Here is a 14328-nt window from a genome sequence, read left to right on the forward strand (position 1 = left end):
CGGAGGGAAAACGTACGAAACAGCCCAAGCCGGCGTTTGATGCAAAAAAAACCGCCGATGTATGCATCGGCGGTTGGTGTGAACTGCGGCAGAACGCGGAGAATCTTACTTTGAGTAAAATTCGACGATAAGCTGCTCTTCCGCAATTGTGGGAATCATATCCCTGGTAGGCAGTACTGATACTGAGCCCTTGAGCTCATCTGCTTCCAGTGAAAGCCAGGGAGGTACGGGTCTGCCGCTGTTTTCAGCCAGATTATTCCGCACGAGCTCCTTGGAACTATTCCGCTCTTTGATGGTAATTACATCACCGGGGCGAACCTGAGCAGAAGGTACATTCAGACGGCGTCCGTTAACATATACATGACCATGCCCGACAAGCTGACGGGCCTGTGCCCGGCTTGCAGCCATTGTGAGTCGGTATACAACGTTATCAAGACGGCGTTCAAGGAGGATGAGCATGTTGTGACCGGCTACACCCTTCATCCGCTTCGCTTTTTCGAAGATATTCCGGAACTGGCGTTCCGACAGCGCATATGCGAACTTTACCTTTTGCTTCTCGGCTAGCTGCCGACCGAATTCAGACTGTCGCGGCCGGCTCTTTTTTGGCTCTCCCGGAGGAGCAGGCTTCTTCTTCAGAAGTCTGTCATATTTAGGGTTTCCGTAAATATTAAGCCCGAACCGGCGTACGATTTTACCTCTGGCAGTGCTGTTTCTTGCCATACGTACGTACTCCTTTAGACACTACGAAATTTACTTCCGCAGGCCGGTTTAGTGAGCTGCCAATGTAGCAGTCTCTTGTGTTTGCGTCAAGATCATCAGGCGCGGAACCTCGGTGCAGAGCATCGGGCCGGCAGCAGCGTTGGCGCCGCTACTCTCCCCGGCCGATGATTTTTTTCAAGAACCCGCCGATCCCTTTGCCCTTGCCGGATGATTTTCCGGCGGCAGAGGATGATTGACTGTCGGCTCCACCGCTGCCTTTCCGTGAAGCATCGGCTGCGGCTTTATTTTTCCTGGAATCGGAGCGGGAGCCCTGGCCCTTCCGCTTCTGCTGGGCCTGGTTGTTCCGGTTGCTGCTCCCCTGAACCCTGTTTTGATTTTGCTTGCCCGGGGAAGCTGCCGCAGGAGAGCCGGACTGTTCTCTCTGATCATGTGTGCTGCGGGACTTTTTTTTCTGCTGGCTTTTTTTCTGGGTTTTCCGGGCGGACTTTTTGCCTTTCATGGCAAAATCTTCACCGTATTTTCGTGCATAGAAATCCAGCCGTTCCTGTTCGCTCATCTTGGCAGTGGGAGCAGCTGTTTGTGCAGGCTTCTTCCCACCACGGTGAGCAGGCTTTTGAGATTTCCGTTTTCCGCCTCGCTTTGAAGGAGAAGGGGCATTGCGCGTTTCACTATGCTGGGATTTAGCACCCGGGGCAGCGGGAGACTGCTGATTGCTTCGATGTTTCGATCCGCCGCCGGAAGATTTTCCCTGAGATCCCGAAGGCTTCCTTCTGCTATCGTTCCGTGAAGAAGACCGACCGCCCCTGGATGAGGGACGTCCTCCGCTTCTGTTCCCGCCCCGGGACGAACCGCGGCCGTAATCGGAATGGAACCGGGTTCCCCGGCTGCGGTCTTCAGCGATCAGATCTTCGGTAATATCCTCTGTGGGAATTTTACTCCCCATATACTGTTCAATTGATGATAAATTGTACACACTGCGTTCATCCGCAAGACTGACCGCAATTCCGGAATTCCCCGCACGTGCGGTTCGCCCGATCCTGTGCACATAATTTTCTGAATCCTCGGGAAGATCGTAATTAAACACCATTGCGAGATCGTCTATGTGAAGCCCACGGGCGGCCACATCTGTGGCGACGAGAAATCTGATTTGCTTGTTCTTTACTGCATTGATAATCTGCAGCCGCTTTTTCTGGGGCAGGTCACCCATTATGAACTCGGCGGTAAAATCGTTTGCCCTCAAGCGAAATGAAAGCTCTTCCGCCATCCGTTTGGTATTGGTGAAAAAGATCGCACTTTCGGGCTGATGTTTCCGGATCAGTCCCAACAAAAGCGACATTTTTTCATCCCGGCTTACGTGATACAAGGTCTGTTTTACTGCATCCACGGTAATATGTTCCGGTTCAATTTCAATATCAACCGGGTCATTCATATGTTCCCATGCTATGTTGAGAACCCGCGTTCCCAGTGTTGCGGAAAAAAGCAGAGTGCGCCGGTCCTGGGGTGACTTCATCCGCCTGAGAATCTTCTGGATATCGGGATAAAACCCCATATCAAACATTCTGTCAGCTTCATCGATTACCAGATAGGCAAAACGGCGGAAGTCGATCTTTTTCTGCTGCATAAAATCCAGAAGACGGCCGGGTGTACCAACAATAAAATCAGGATTATCCGCCAGTTCCCGTTCCTGCTGGTTATACCCCACTCCGCCGTATATGGTGGTGAAGGAAAAATCGAGATGAGCGCCTAACAGTTGAGCTTCTTCATAGATCTGTACCACCAGTTCACGGGTGGGTGCGAGAATTAGCACCTGTTCCTGCTCCGGCTCCTGACCGTTGGCCTGGCTGGCTTGACGTGATTCCATGAGGGTTTGAAAAATGGATATCAAAAACGCGGCTGTTTTTCCGGTACCTGTCTGTGATTTGACGGTAACATCTCTGCCATTGAACACGGCGGAAAAGGTTTCTTCCTGTACAGGAGTGCATTCAGTAAAACCTGCAGCTTCTATTCCAGTCTGCAGATCTGGGTGCAAATTGTATTCGGTAAATTTCTTCATATTCGTTAGGAATATACAACAGAATGCATCATATGTATACAGTGGACGTATGCCCTCCCCATTGGATGAGCAATGATCGGGTAGAGAATGTGTCGGATAATGTTGCGGGGAAAAATTTACGAAAGTATTCCCAGGCTTTCCCGTGCAATAAACTGGGAATCAAAATACAGATGCTTCTCCAGCTTTCTCTCGTCCAGAAGATCGAAAAGCATTTGGGTGGCCGCTTTGCCGATTTCGAAACCGGGCTGAGCCATAGTGGTAAGCTTTGGATGGACCATGGACGCCTCCGGTATGTTGTCGAATCCGGTTACAGAGATATCGTCGGGTACAGAAACTCCCCTGTCCTGAAGCTCTTCCATTGCCCCTATGGCGGCGATATCGCTCATAAATGCCATGGCAGTGGGCCTGCCGGAAGCTCCTACTGTTTGTTCCAGGGCAGTCTGCGCAGCGTCTCTACCACCCTGCTCACTGGATTCGCAGTCATATACGGGGACGGTGTCAGGATCAATTCCGTTATCCCGGAGAGCCTTATAAAATCCTTCCAGTCGCCAATCTCTGGCTCCGGTATATATATGGTCTTCGCGTGTTTTTGCGTGTTCCAATGAAAAAATGGCGATACGTCGATGGCCTGCATTAATAATCTCTTCCATCATTCGGTATGCTGCCTTCTGGTCATAGGTATTCACGCCGGGGATATCCTGCGCCGGAGTACCGTCAATTGTTACGAAAGGAATGTGCCGCTGCTTGATCAATTGCACCAGCTTCATTTCCGGGTGGAGCCCCAGAGTAATAAAGCCGTCAACGGCGGCTGATCGCACCCCGTCAAATATTCGCCCCCTCAGGGGAGGTACAACGGTGAGAGAGTAGTCTTTAGCCTGGCAGGCTTCTCCGATTCCCAAAAGCAGCTGATTCATGTAGGGATTCAGAAACACCCTGCTGATTGCCTGAGGAACCAGGAATCCAATGGTGCCGATTTTCCGCATGGAGAGGTTTCGGGCCACCGGATCAGGTACATAGCCCAAACTCTCGGCGATACTGAGAATTTTACTCCTGGTTTTCTTACTGATTCTGCTGGGGTCATTGAAAGCAAAGGAGACGGAGGTCTTTGAAAAACCTGAGGCTTTGGCAATGTCGTTAATGGTAACCCGCATGGTCAGACCTCTTTCTATAGGAGTAGTATGTTACTAAACCGGTTTGTGTACAGCAGTAAAATAAGGAGGCTTCGAATCGAAGCCTCCTTGTTTGTTGCTGCTATGATCCTGGGTTACCCTTTTACGGATCCCACAGTGAGCCCTGAGATCAGCCAGCGGCTGGATGTAAGGAAAAGGATCATCACAGGTACAGAAACCATCAGTGCACCGGCGGAGAATTCACCCCACTGAGTCTGAAACTGCCTCTGCATGCTTTGAAGACCCAGAGGCCATGTGTAGAGTTCCGCCTGCTGAAGCATGATACGTGCAAGCAGGAAGTCATTCCAGGCCTGGGTAAAGTTAAACAGAAAGGCGATGGCCAGAGCAGGAGTACTCAAAGGAAGAATAATCCGGAAGAAGGCCTGCATACGGGTTGCACCGTCAACCATGGCCGATTGCTCAAGCTCTGTCGGTATGGAATCGTAATAGCCTTTCAGTATCCAAATTGAAAATGGTACAGATGAGACTGAATACGCCACCACCAGACCCCTCCAGGTATTGATCAGCCCCAATCGTGCGGAGATGATGTAAATAGGAATCATCAGCATGGCGAAAGGGATCATCTGTGTTGCAAGAAGAAAGATCAACGCAGGTGAACGTCCGGGAAAATTCCATCTGGAAAATGCATAGGCCGATGTGGATGCAATCATTACCCCGATACTGCTGGTTGCAGTGGTAATTATCAGACTGTTCCATAACCATTTTACAAAATCCCTGTTGAAAAGAACATTGTAATAGTTCTGGAAGGTCGCATCCTCAGGAATTATCGCAAGTGATGTGGAAAGCAGCCGGTTACCGGGTCGAAGAGAAACGGTAACAATCCGGAGCACCGGATACACGGCAATAAACACAACAATCAGCAAAACGATATGGATTATCAGTCTTTTAAAGGGCGAATCACCCCGGGCACGTTGGAAAAACCATCTGCCGAACCCGTATTTCTTCATTAAATCCAGCTCAGTGGGAGCTTTCATAGTAGTAGTCTGATCACTCATATTACTCTCCTACCGCCTTCGCAGCCGCAAGCCGCTTCTTCTCCTGACCTGACTGGAGCTGAAATCCGGTCACCTTCATGTAGAAAATAGTGAACAGAATCAGGATTACAAATATCACCAGTGCAAACGCAGCGGCAAATCCGTATCTGCTGTATTCAAAGGCAGCTCTGAACAGGGCTGTTACAAGGATATCCGAAGACTCCAATTCCTGCTGGTTGATAAAGTAGGGAATGTTGAACTGGTTAAATGTCCAGATCACCCCCAGAATGATGGCCGGCGTCATAACAGGCTGCATCAACGGAAGCGTTATATTCCGTAATTGCTGAAATTTCGTGGCCCCATCCATCTCCGCAGCTTCATAGTAGGATGTATCGATGGATTGCAGTCCGCCAAGAAGTATGGCCGACATAAACGGAACCCCCAGCCACCAGTTGGTCAGGTTTATGGCGAAAAAGTTCCATGCAGGGTCGGTCATCCAGTTGATAGGATTCAACCCTATATTTCTCAGAATTATATTGAAGTATCCATATTCAAAGTTGAATTCACCTCTCCACGCCAGAACGGCGATTACCTGGGGTATAGCCCAGGGGAAAAGAATGAATGTCCGATACACACCCCGTAATTTCATAGGACGGTTGAGCAGGGATGCAAGCATGAACCCTACCGTAACGTGGAACGATACCTGAATGAATGTCCAGGCGATTGTACGGGCAAAAACAGGCCAGAAGGTCTGTTGCTGTAGTATCGGTTTCGCAAAAACTGAAACAATGTTATCAAAAAACGGCTTGAAACCGTAACTCACAGAACCGGGACGTGTGGGAAATCTCCCGGCAAAGAGGTTTGTATCGCTGAACGCAATAACGAGATTATAAAAGATCGGATACACAACCAGCAGTGCCAGACCAATTGCTGCGGGTGCAACCAGCATAAACGGCAACGCATATTTATAGTTTAAAACTTTATACAAGAGATAATAGAGACTGATTTCCACAAGTACCATCAGCGCTGCAATGGCAATTATTGTGGGAATAACGTCCCTAAGACTCATTAATAAGAAGGACCAAGTCATGTGCTAATACCCCCCAAAAAAAGGGCACCGATAGGTTAGCAATATCGGTGCCCGTACCTTTTTAGCTTAGGACCAGATAATCCTTTCGGATTACTGCATAGCCTCAATTGCATTTTCAGCAGCGGACTGCATGTTCGCAGCAGCCTCTTCAGGGCTGGTGGTTCCAGCAAGTACTGCATTCATTTCAGGCTTCATTGCGTCCCAGTTCGCGCGCATTTCAATTACAGAAGGCATCGGAGTACCGGTTGCCAGCTGAGCAGCAGAACCGCGGAGAATGGGGTCTGCACTTACCGCATCACTGTTAAGAGCTGAGAGTGAAGCAGGAAGACGCTTGAACATGTCCAGGATTTCAAGAAGGCTTTCGTCGCTGATCATGTAGTCGATGAATCCCTGAATTGCCTGAAGCTTAACGCCGTCAACACCTTCGGCAACCATGAAGTACTTGCCTGAAGTGTAAGGACGGGGGAAATCGCCGTTGGGAAGCTGGGGAATACGTGCTACACCCAGATCGTCGCCAAGGATTGCTTCGTAATCGCCGAGGCTCCAGTCACCGTTGATGATGTACGCGGCATTTCCTTCTTTGAAAAGGGTATCCATGGTTCCGTAGTCAGCTTCTGCGGGAGTAATACCGTATTCGAATTCCAAGTCAGCAAGGAACTGCAGTGTGTCAACCATTTCAGGAGTGTCCAGAGTGGGAGTAACACCGTCAGCTGCGAAAACGCTTCCGCCGTATCCGCCGAGGAAGGGTACCAGCCAGAAGGGCTCTACCGCATTATACACCAGACCGTAGTTTTCACCGTCGGTGAATTCCTGGCCGAAGTCGATAATTTCCTGGAACGTTGCAGGAGCTTCATCACCTACGATGCTCTTGTTGTACAGCAGCATGAGGTGGTTACCGCTGGTAATGGGCACTCCCCAAGTCTGACCGTCAAGAATAACGGATTCAACGTATTCGTCTGCATCATACAGGCCGTCAACGGGCTGAATCAGGTTGGCTGCAGTAAACGGACCTGCATGGTCGCCAACAGTCCAGAGCAGCTCAGGAGCTGTACCTGCAAGAGAAGCAGTCTGGAAGTCTTCACGGAGAGCTTCTGTGTCTTTCTGTACAACTTCAACGGTTACACCTTCAACCATTCCCATGTACTCTTCGGCACGCTCTACGATGTACTGATAAAATCCCTCGGATTCTCCTTCCTGAGTCCAAAGAGTGATGCTAACTTCACCGGCCGCACCAGCTTCTCCCTGACCTTCGGCAAAAACTGCACCGAATGCCACGAAGAGTACAAGACCGAGTACTAGAAGTTTTTTCATGGTCTACCCCCTAAGTAGATTGCCCTTCTCCTGTTGAGAAGGAATTGCTCGTAATTTTACCGGTTGGCAACACGTGTAAAACGATTTACTAAACCGGTTAAGTTCTTCGAACATGCTAAATGCAGTAGGGGTAGCTGTCAACAAAAATTTTCACAAAAAAAACCGGTTTTTGCAAAAGTCAGACCGCTTTCTTCAAAAGTGCCGGACAGGGGGTGTTTCGTATCAGAAAATACGACGCTTCAGGACTACTTTCTTTCTTCAGAGTCTGCATCCAGCTCCAGACTCAGGGAGTTGATGCAGTAGCGGAGACCTGTTGGATCGGGACCGTCGGGAAAAACATGACCCAGATGGGCATCGCAGGATGCACAGCGAAGCTCGATTCTCCGCATACCCAGACTGGTATCTTCACGCTCTACCACGGCATCGGATGAAAGGGGTTCGTAAAAGCTGGGCCAGCCGCAGCCGCTGTGATACTTGGTATCACTAGAGAAAAGCGGTGTCGAGCAATTGGAGCAAAGATAGACACCATCCCGCTCTTCAAGGTAATACTTTCCCGAAAACGGAGGTTCGGTGCCCCCCTCTCGGGTCACATGATACACATCGGGGTCAAGAATTTTCTTCCAATTCCGGTTAGCGGCTCCCCCGAGGGAGTCTGTTGATTCTTTTTTTCCTTTCATACCCTGTAAAATCGTAATTGTTTCCGTCAGTGTCCAGATAAACCTGCAGGGTAACTGGCAAACGCCGGGAAATTTCAGTACATTTATAGAAAGAAAGCCCCTTTGTGAACGGAGTCTATCCTTTCACCCAAAACATCCGGCAAATCATTCTGCTTCAGATGGGAACGTTTTCATATGGGAAGAATAGAGAGGAGTCGACAGATGGATTACAGCAAACAGATTCAAACCCATGAGCGGGAAATCACCATAAACAACAGCATTATCGATCAGGAATACTGGCACATCGGCAATGCTGCCCGGGAGAACCCCCAGCTACTCGACAGTCTCAACGAAGAGCAAAAGACAAGCTATTCCCCGCTGGTGGAAAAAAGCAATGAGCTCATCCAGCAGAAAACAGAACACAGTGAATATATAAAGGAAATAGAAGAGCTGCAGACCCATATTGCCGACCGGGAAAACCACATCTCCGGTAAGGAACAGGAAAAGCTTGAATTGGAGCAGAATCTTCAGGAACAGCACAGAAAGGCCGGCATGGAAGCTTTTGAGCTGTACGCCGCATCTCCAGAATTGTACACGTTGTATGCCGGGGCCTTCGGTAATCTTGATAACCTTTTCAGAGATAAATACAACCTGGAAAACAAGGTGCAGTCTCTCGAGGATCAGAACAAAACCGACCCTGTATTCAAACGGCTTGTTAACCAGACCAAGCTCCAGTTCCAGAAGAATCAGCTGAAAAACCTGGAGAAAAAGGTGAACGAAGGATTCACCCAAGCCGGATCAAAGCTTGCGGAAGAATGGCAAAATACCCCGGGTAACGACAAACAGTTGGAAAAAATTCTCACTCCCCTGCTGAAACAGCGTCATAAAATTCAGGAAGTGGAAAAAGCAATAGCAAAGCAGAGGTCCGAAATCGATGAAATCCAGGAAAAAATCCGTCAGCGGGCCGGCAGCCAGAAACCCGGAGACCGCATCACAGATCTCCAACTGCGGATTTCGGAGCTGGATGAACAGCTGAGAGATAATCTGACCCGGGCGGGCCGGATCATCGCCGAATCACTTCAGGATTCAGCACCGGAGCAGCTGAAGGAATTCATCGGCAACCTGAACAAACTGAAAAAAGAAAATGACAATAAACGGGAAATCATTCAACGGCTGACGGCAGCCCAGAAAATCAAGGCACTTGAAGAGGAAAAAGATCGTTTTCAGCTTAAAAAGGATAAACTCACCCGACAGCTTGAAGATACCAGGGAACAGCTGAAAAAAGTTGATACCCAGCTGAATGATCTGGATAGCGAGATCCGGGAACAGGGGAAAATCCGGGGCAGCGAAAAGGATTTAGCCGAACAAAGCAGGTAATCCGGGAATCTGCCCGGTCAGGGAAAGAGTATCCAGGTCAGGTAAAAAACACATGAGTACGCAGCCAGTTGAGCAGCCTGATATGAGCCAGAATTCTCCGCTTCAATACCCGGCCTGCATTTCCCCGGGCCTCATATAGCCGACTGATGGTGTGTCTCACCCGTAAGAGCCGAATTCTCAACAGCGGATCAACTCCATTCTCCACCCTCAGACTGATAAATTGAAAAGCTTCCATCCATAACTCAAGGTGGAACATCCATGTTTCGGGAAAATCCAGTTCAGACTGCTCAGGCGAGCGCAGCAGGGACACTGCTTTGGGCAAAAAACCTTTCAGCAGTATGAGCCCCGGATACACCCGATCTGTTCCGTCGGCAGAGTCATTGTTCTCCGCCAATTCTTCCATAAGCCAGATGAATTCATGAAGCTGAAGATCGATGGTGTCCTGGTGACGGCCCGCAGCCAGAAGCACGGCTTGGGCTATTTCCCGGAAAAATTTCCCCTGATGAATGAGCCTGCAGCCCCCCGGTTCCCGGGCAAGCAGATCCTGCTCAACTGCGATGACATCCAGGAGCCGCAGCCCCTGGTCGAGAAGCAGACTCCACGCCAGCTTCGGATCCATATCTCTGCTGTTGCGGTAGCGACGGTTCAGCTTTCCCGCCAATTCCGGAGGGCCGTATATCACTGAACAGTTCCTGATGAGCCTCCGCCAGTTAAAGCGTTTGGGAATGCACATGAGCCTTACAGGTGTAATAATCGGCAGCAGGTCGATGGGGACAGAAAAAATCGCCTCATATTTTTTTAAAATACCGCGTATGGCATCATGACGCCCTGAGAATTTCATCCAGGAAACGATCAGTATATCGATATCTTCCGCAGGAGCTTCCCCGATTGACCAGACGCCACGGCCGTGACCTTCAGCAACCCTTCGAGTCCCCCCTCGCCTCTGCCGTAATTTCCCCCAAGAATTACTGCATGGAGCTTCCCGGACAATTCGGTTGCGATTTCCCTGCAAAGATCCTGAAGAATTTTATGCATTCGCCGGTTGAATGCCAAGGATGCATGTCGGGCATACACCGGTTCCCGGGTAAACTCAGGCGGGCGCCCCTGCTTTCGTATAAGCATATACATGTCAATGTAAAAGACCCCCGGGTAGATTTCCAGTGGAAAAACGAAAAAACTAGTATTTCCCCGGACATTGAACTTTTCCGAAAAAACAGGAAACGGCATCAAATGACGGGAAATTTCCCCCAAGGATCAGAATATGATGTTTCTCAACACCAAAACACGGGAATCGGGAGCATCTGCACCGCCATCTTCCACCCCGCCTGCATCCCTGAGAACTATCCAGTACCTCCCGGGTCGCAAATCGTATCTCAGCTCGGGCTGGAGACTCACCTTATCCAGACTGCTTAACAGTTCGCTGCCCCGTTCATCCTCTATGGTAATAAGAATCTCCCCTTTGCTTTCACTGCGAAGCAGCCCTGATACCGGGAAGTCCGGAGTGAAGGGCAGGCGCAGAGGCAGGTCGTCCCGTTGGATGCGCAGACTGAATTCCGAATTCAGCCCCGAGAAATCGGCGGAATCGGCCTCCCCCTCTCCCGAAACATCCATGGCACGAAGTATGAGGTCGTGACTGCTCCAATCCACATCCAGCCCGGAGAGAGGAGGAACTTCGCCGGGAGTCACAGAGCTGTTTTGGAGAACCGCAAAAGAGGGATCTGAAGATGGGGTTCCCGGATGGAAAAAATGCCGGCGCCTCTTATGCATGAGCATTCCTTCCAGAAGCGTACGGATTTCCGAAGGCCGTTTTGGGCTAATCTGCTCAGGGATCGAATATGCCGAGAGAGGTAAACCCTCATCCGCATCCAGTTCCAGCACAGTCCCGGTTACCTGGTGGGCAACCAGCAGGCTTCCGGAGTTCTTACCGGACTGCGCCCGCCCTCTGCTCAGCAGCACCCGCCCGGGGAAACTGCGCACCCAGCGGATGGAGCCCGTTTCCGGATTGTATCCGTACACATAGCTGGGTTCAGAAGCCGTCGCTTCAGATACCGTGGAAAACGAATCGGTTGCGAACACCAGCGCTCCGCCGGCATCTATCATGCTTCGGGTATCCGGGAACGGCAGATCAACCTCAGTTTCAGCAACTGTTTCAGGGGCGAACTCTTCCTCGCCCATCTGGGAAATGCTGAATGACCGATAGGTCCCGTCGCTGAATAATGCATGAACCCTCCCGGACCGGTAGGCTCCCGCAAGGGCTTTTCCCTGTCCCAGACTCCGGTAATATTCCCGGCCGGTATGAGCATCCACCAGACTGAACCATCCCCCTTCGCCGAGAAACAGAAGCAGCAGAGATTCATTCTGTCCGGGAGCATCACCCGGAGCGCCGAAAAGATTTTCAAGCTGCATCGCTCCCAGATATTTTATGGCTGCGGGATACTCTCTTCGCCACAGAGGGGCAGCCAGAGGAGCAGACAAAGGAGCAGCGGGACCATTCTCTCCCCCCAGGAAAAACACGGCAGCCTGGCCGTTGACGGTGGATATCACCCCCATTTCGCTATCCGCCAGGACTCCGAACGCGTTAACCCCTCCGGCGGGCATATTCAGAACCCCCGATTCATCTGAAAGAAGATTCAGATAAAAAACCTGACCGTTCGGGGAAAGTGACAGCAGTTTTCCGGCAATCAGGGCGGGGGGATAGGCCGGGACAAGCAAAGGATCCTCGCCGGCCTGTCTCAGTCGGGTGATCACCAGTTCCTCCCGGATTTCAGGAGGAAGATTACCGGTCCGGGAATCAGGGCGAATCTGAAATGTATAAGGTTCATAGCTCAACCGGAAGGCATTGTCCAGGCTGTCATTTCCCTGACCACCGTCTGCGGCCTGACTTGTCTCCGCTGCCTGACTTCCGTCTGAGGTCTGACCGGCGTCCGCTGCTTGAGCATTGTCGGCTGTAACTTCCGCCGCCGTTTCAGAGACCTGGATCCAGGACGGCAGATGCCGCAGCCGGTGAACCAGCTCCTCAGGATCCATCTGTTCTCCCGCATCCTGGGACTCCGGCTCCAACCGTGTTGCCGTATCGGCATCTGAAACCTGCGATGCGTCGCCGCAGGAGATGAGGAAAAAAACTGATATGACCAGAAGGATGGCGCTAAACTTGTACCGGGGTTTCATCATTGCCTCCATTATTGCTCTTCCCTCTGATCGGAACCGAAAATCCGGGAGAGGAGAAGGGATGAAAAGCTGTAGGGCGTAAACTCGACTTCCAGAAAATCACTCAGATCCGAAAGGGCGGCGGAAATATCAGCCTCCCCACCGGCACGTATCCCGGAATACAAATCCGATGCAAGGTGCAGCCAGTTTTGTTCCTTCAGACTCAATTGCTCCATAACCGGAAGCCCTTTCATGGAATGGTAGAGATCAGCATAGAGCATGATTCTGCGGAACTGGGCCAGCTGTACCGCCGCTGGATCGGTGACTCTCTCCAGATCCCCGGAATCGGGAAAGGATTCCAGGATGCGAAGGAGAATCTCCGCAGAACGCAGCTCAGAGTCTTTGCCCGTTGTGAATTTCTGAGCCTTCAGGGGGAAAAACCCCGTTTGAATATGCCAGATATCATCGGGATTCAGCCGGTCAACCTGGAGAGTGGCCTCTGCCCAGGATCTGATAAATTCCTTACCCCTTGATTCCTTGTGTATCAGTACCATATAGCGGCGGGCACGGCCCTGTTCCTGTATGCCGTCCAGAGCGGGTGCAGCCCCCCGCTCCCGCCGGGTGCCGGAGGGAGGTAAAGCTCAACATCATTGGTATCCACAGCCTGATCGGCAAGAACATAATTACGGAGAAAGTGAAGCTGTACCGCCTCGATATGGGCGGATCGGTCGGGATCATTCACATAGATGGGGTTTTCAAGCAGGCTCAGAAGGGACCAATAGGCGTCGCTGCGGGTCTCACTGTCGATTTTCAGTCTGGCGAGCAGCTGCCGGGGGGAATTTCAGGCCCCAGTGCCCCGTCAAGATTTCGCTGGGTTCTGCGCAGATTATCGACGTACCCACTCCAGGTTTGAGATGAACTCAACCGGTCATTGAAAAAATCCCGATGCAGAGTACGATAATACACATATTCCGCATCTTCCAGAATCAAAGGAGCGCTCTCCTCCAGACCTGTAGAATAGAGAATTCTCACGGGGTCATCCACCAGAGGCTGGAATCCCGACCCCGCACTGAGTCTCCGGTCCAGAACCCTGCGATGGGCGGAGGAAGCTCTGGCATCTTCCAGAAGCTGTTCCAGCTGGGTGCTGCTTCCCGAACCCATGGCTGAAATCACAGTTGAGGCATCCATACCGTCACCGGATTCCGGCAGTGTAGACCAGAAACTGTAAGTTGGAGTAATGTCCGGCCTGAGAAGAGGCATTGCCTGGAGAAGGTTTTCCAGCAACCGCTTCCGGTCACCGGAACCGCTGCTGAAATCCGCTCCAAGATCGTCCAGTTCGGCAACAATTTTCAGCGCATCATTCGCCAAAGATATGAGATTGCGCTTCACACCACGGACCTCGTCGAGCATCCGGGAAGTCGGGGTCTCCGGGCTCCCATCTCCCCGGGATTGCTCCGTCTCAGGCCTCGTTCCTGCTGCATCCTCAGTTCCCGAATCTGCCGTGTCATTGTCCAGCAAACTGTGCAGGTATAATGCGGATGCGGAATTAACGTCCTGCCAGCGCCGGAGAGCCGTACCAAGCCGGGAATAGAGCGGGGATTCTTCGCCGCCGGCATCTCCGCTATCTGCAGATAGCCGGGTGCACAGCTGTATGGAGTCTTCTATATAATAATAGAGGGGAGCGGACCAGCTTGAGTCGGGGGTAAACGGATATGTTTCGTCCGCAAAAAGCCAATGTCCCGTAAAAAAAAGCAGGCCGGCAAATACCACACCGGCTATTCGTTGATGTACCATTCATAAACCACCTTGT

13 protein-coding genes are annotated in these 14328 nt (G+C 51.1%); 1 reads left to right on the forward strand and 12 read right to left on the reverse strand.

Features of this window, described 5'->3' with window-relative positions:
• Positions 1–105: 105 nt before the first annotated feature.
• From rpsD to msrB, 7 genes are all read right to left on the reverse strand, one after another.
• Positions 106–720 (reverse strand): 30S ribosomal protein S4, encoded by a 615-nt coding sequence (rpsD, locus tag L21SP2_RS11715; protein WP_024268742.1) that lies wholly within the window; start codon positions 718–720, stop codon positions 106–108.
• 148 nt (positions 721–868) lie between these two features.
• Positions 869–2773: a DEAD/DEAH box helicase gene (locus L21SP2_RS11720; protein ID WP_024268743.1), complete on the reverse strand. Its 1905-nt coding sequence runs from the start codon at positions 2771–2773 to the stop codon at positions 869–871.
• Between the two features lie 116 nt (positions 2774–2889).
• Positions 2890–3924, reverse strand: a complete 1035-nt coding sequence (locus L21SP2_RS11725; RefSeq protein ID WP_024268744.1) for a LacI family DNA-binding transcriptional regulator — start codon at positions 3922–3924, stop codon at positions 2890–2892.
• 113 nt (positions 3925–4037) lie between these two features.
• Positions 4038–4958 (reverse strand): sugar ABC transporter permease, encoded by a 921-nt coding sequence (locus tag L21SP2_RS11730; RefSeq protein ID WP_024268745.1) that lies wholly within the window; start codon positions 4956–4958, stop codon positions 4038–4040.
• Position 4959: 1 nt separating this feature from the next.
• Positions 4960–6006, reverse strand: coding sequence for a carbohydrate ABC transporter permease (locus L21SP2_RS11735; protein ID WP_024268746.1), 1047 nt, complete (start codon positions 6004–6006; stop codon positions 4960–4962).
• Between the two features lie 111 nt (positions 6007–6117).
• Positions 6118–7338: an extracellular solute-binding protein gene (locus L21SP2_RS11740; RefSeq protein WP_024268747.1), complete on the reverse strand. Its 1221-nt coding sequence runs from the start codon at positions 7336–7338 to the stop codon at positions 6118–6120.
• A gap of 245 nt (positions 7339–7583) precedes the next feature.
• On the reverse strand, positions 7584–8015 hold the full coding sequence (gene msrB / locus L21SP2_RS11745; protein WP_024268748.1) for a peptide-methionine (R)-S-oxide reductase MsrB: 432 nt from the start codon (positions 8013–8015) through the stop codon (positions 7584–7586).
• A 201-nt stretch (positions 8016–8216) separates the two neighbouring features.
• Between msrB and L21SP2_RS11750 the strand changes: the two genes are divergently transcribed.
• Entirely contained in the window at positions 8217–9371 is a 1155-nt protein-coding gene (locus tag L21SP2_RS11750) for a hypothetical protein (RefSeq protein WP_024268749.1), read from the forward strand.
• A gap of 37 nt (positions 9372–9408) precedes the next feature.
• Here the strand turns inward: L21SP2_RS11750 and L21SP2_RS11755 are convergent, their stop codons facing one another.
• From L21SP2_RS11755 to L21SP2_RS11780, 5 genes are all read right to left on the reverse strand, one after another.
• Positions 9409–10212, reverse strand: a complete 804-nt coding sequence (locus tag L21SP2_RS11755) for a hypothetical protein (RefSeq protein WP_024268750.1) — start codon at positions 10210–10212, stop codon at positions 9409–9411.
• A gap of 11 nt (positions 10213–10223) precedes the next feature.
• Positions 10224–10493 (reverse strand): hypothetical protein, encoded by a 270-nt coding sequence (locus L21SP2_RS11760; protein ID WP_144083001.1) that lies wholly within the window; start codon positions 10491–10493, stop codon positions 10224–10226.
• A gap of 132 nt (positions 10494–10625) precedes the next feature.
• Positions 10626–12542 (reverse strand): hypothetical protein, encoded by a 1917-nt coding sequence (locus tag L21SP2_RS11765; protein ID WP_144083002.1) that lies wholly within the window; start codon positions 12540–12542, stop codon positions 10626–10628.
• An 8-nt stretch (positions 12543–12550) separates the two neighbouring features.
• Positions 12551–13072 carry a hypothetical protein gene (locus L21SP2_RS11770; protein ID WP_024268753.1) on the reverse strand — a complete coding sequence of 174 codons (522 nt, stop codon included), beginning with the start codon at positions 13070–13072 and terminating at the stop codon, positions 12551–12553.
• A 256-nt stretch (positions 13073–13328) separates the two neighbouring features.
• Positions 13329–14312 carry a hypothetical protein gene (locus L21SP2_RS11780; RefSeq protein WP_024268755.1) on the reverse strand — a complete coding sequence of 328 codons (984 nt, stop codon included), beginning with the start codon at positions 14310–14312 and terminating at the stop codon, positions 13329–13331.
• Between the last annotated feature and the right edge of the window lie 16 nt (positions 14313–14328).

This window comes from Salinispira pacifica, from assembly GCF_000507245.1.
In the GTDB taxonomy this organism is placed as follows: domain Bacteria; phylum Spirochaetota; class Spirochaetia; order DSM-27196; family Salinispiraceae; genus Salinispira; species Salinispira pacifica.

Bases quoted from the DNA above. Each gene is read 5' to 3' on its own strand.
- rpsD (WP_024268742.1), bottom strand. From the start codon at position 720: ATGGCAAGAAACAGCACTGCCAGAGGTAAAATCGTACGCCGGTTCGGG.
- L21SP2_RS11720 (WP_024268743.1), bottom strand. From the start codon at position 2,773: ATGAAGAAATTTACCGAATACAATTTGCACCCAGATCTGCAGACTGGA.
- L21SP2_RS11725 (WP_024268744.1), bottom strand. From the start codon at position 3,924: ATGCGGGTTACCATTAACGACATTGCCAAAGCCTCAGGTTTTTCAAAG.
- L21SP2_RS11730 (WP_024268745.1), bottom strand. From the start codon at position 4,958: ATGAGTGATCAGACTACTACTATGAAAGCTCCCACTGAGCTGGATTTA.
- L21SP2_RS11735 (WP_024268746.1), bottom strand. From the start codon at position 6,006: ATGAGTCTTAGGGACGTTATTCCCACAATAATTGCCATTGCAGCGCTG.
- L21SP2_RS11740 (WP_024268747.1), bottom strand. From the start codon at position 7,338: ATGAAAAAACTTCTAGTACTCGGTCTTGTACTCTTCGTGGCATTCGGT.
- msrB (WP_024268748.1), bottom strand. From the start codon at position 8,015: ATGAAAGGAAAAAAAGAATCAACAGACTCCCTCGGGGGAGCCGCTAAC.
- L21SP2_RS11750 (WP_024268749.1), top strand. From the start codon at position 8,217: ATGGATTACAGCAAACAGATTCAAACCCATGAGCGGGAAATCACCATA.
- L21SP2_RS11755 (WP_024268750.1), bottom strand. From the start codon at position 10,212: ATGAAATTCTCAGGGCGTCATGATGCCATACGCGGTATTTTAAAAAAA.
- L21SP2_RS11760 (WP_144083001.1), bottom strand. From the start codon at position 10,493: ATGCTTATACGAAAGCAGGGGCGCCCGCCTGAGTTTACCCGGGAACCG.
- L21SP2_RS11765 (WP_144083002.1), bottom strand. From the start codon at position 12,542: ATGATGAAACCCCGGTACAAGTTTAGCGCCATCCTTCTGGTCATATCA.
- L21SP2_RS11770 (WP_024268753.1), bottom strand. From the start codon at position 13,072: ATGGTACTGATACACAAGGAATCAAGGGGTAAGGAATTTATCAGATCC.
- L21SP2_RS11780 (WP_024268755.1), bottom strand. From the start codon at position 14,312: ATGGTACATCAACGAATAGCCGGTGTGGTATTTGCCGGCCTGCTTTTT.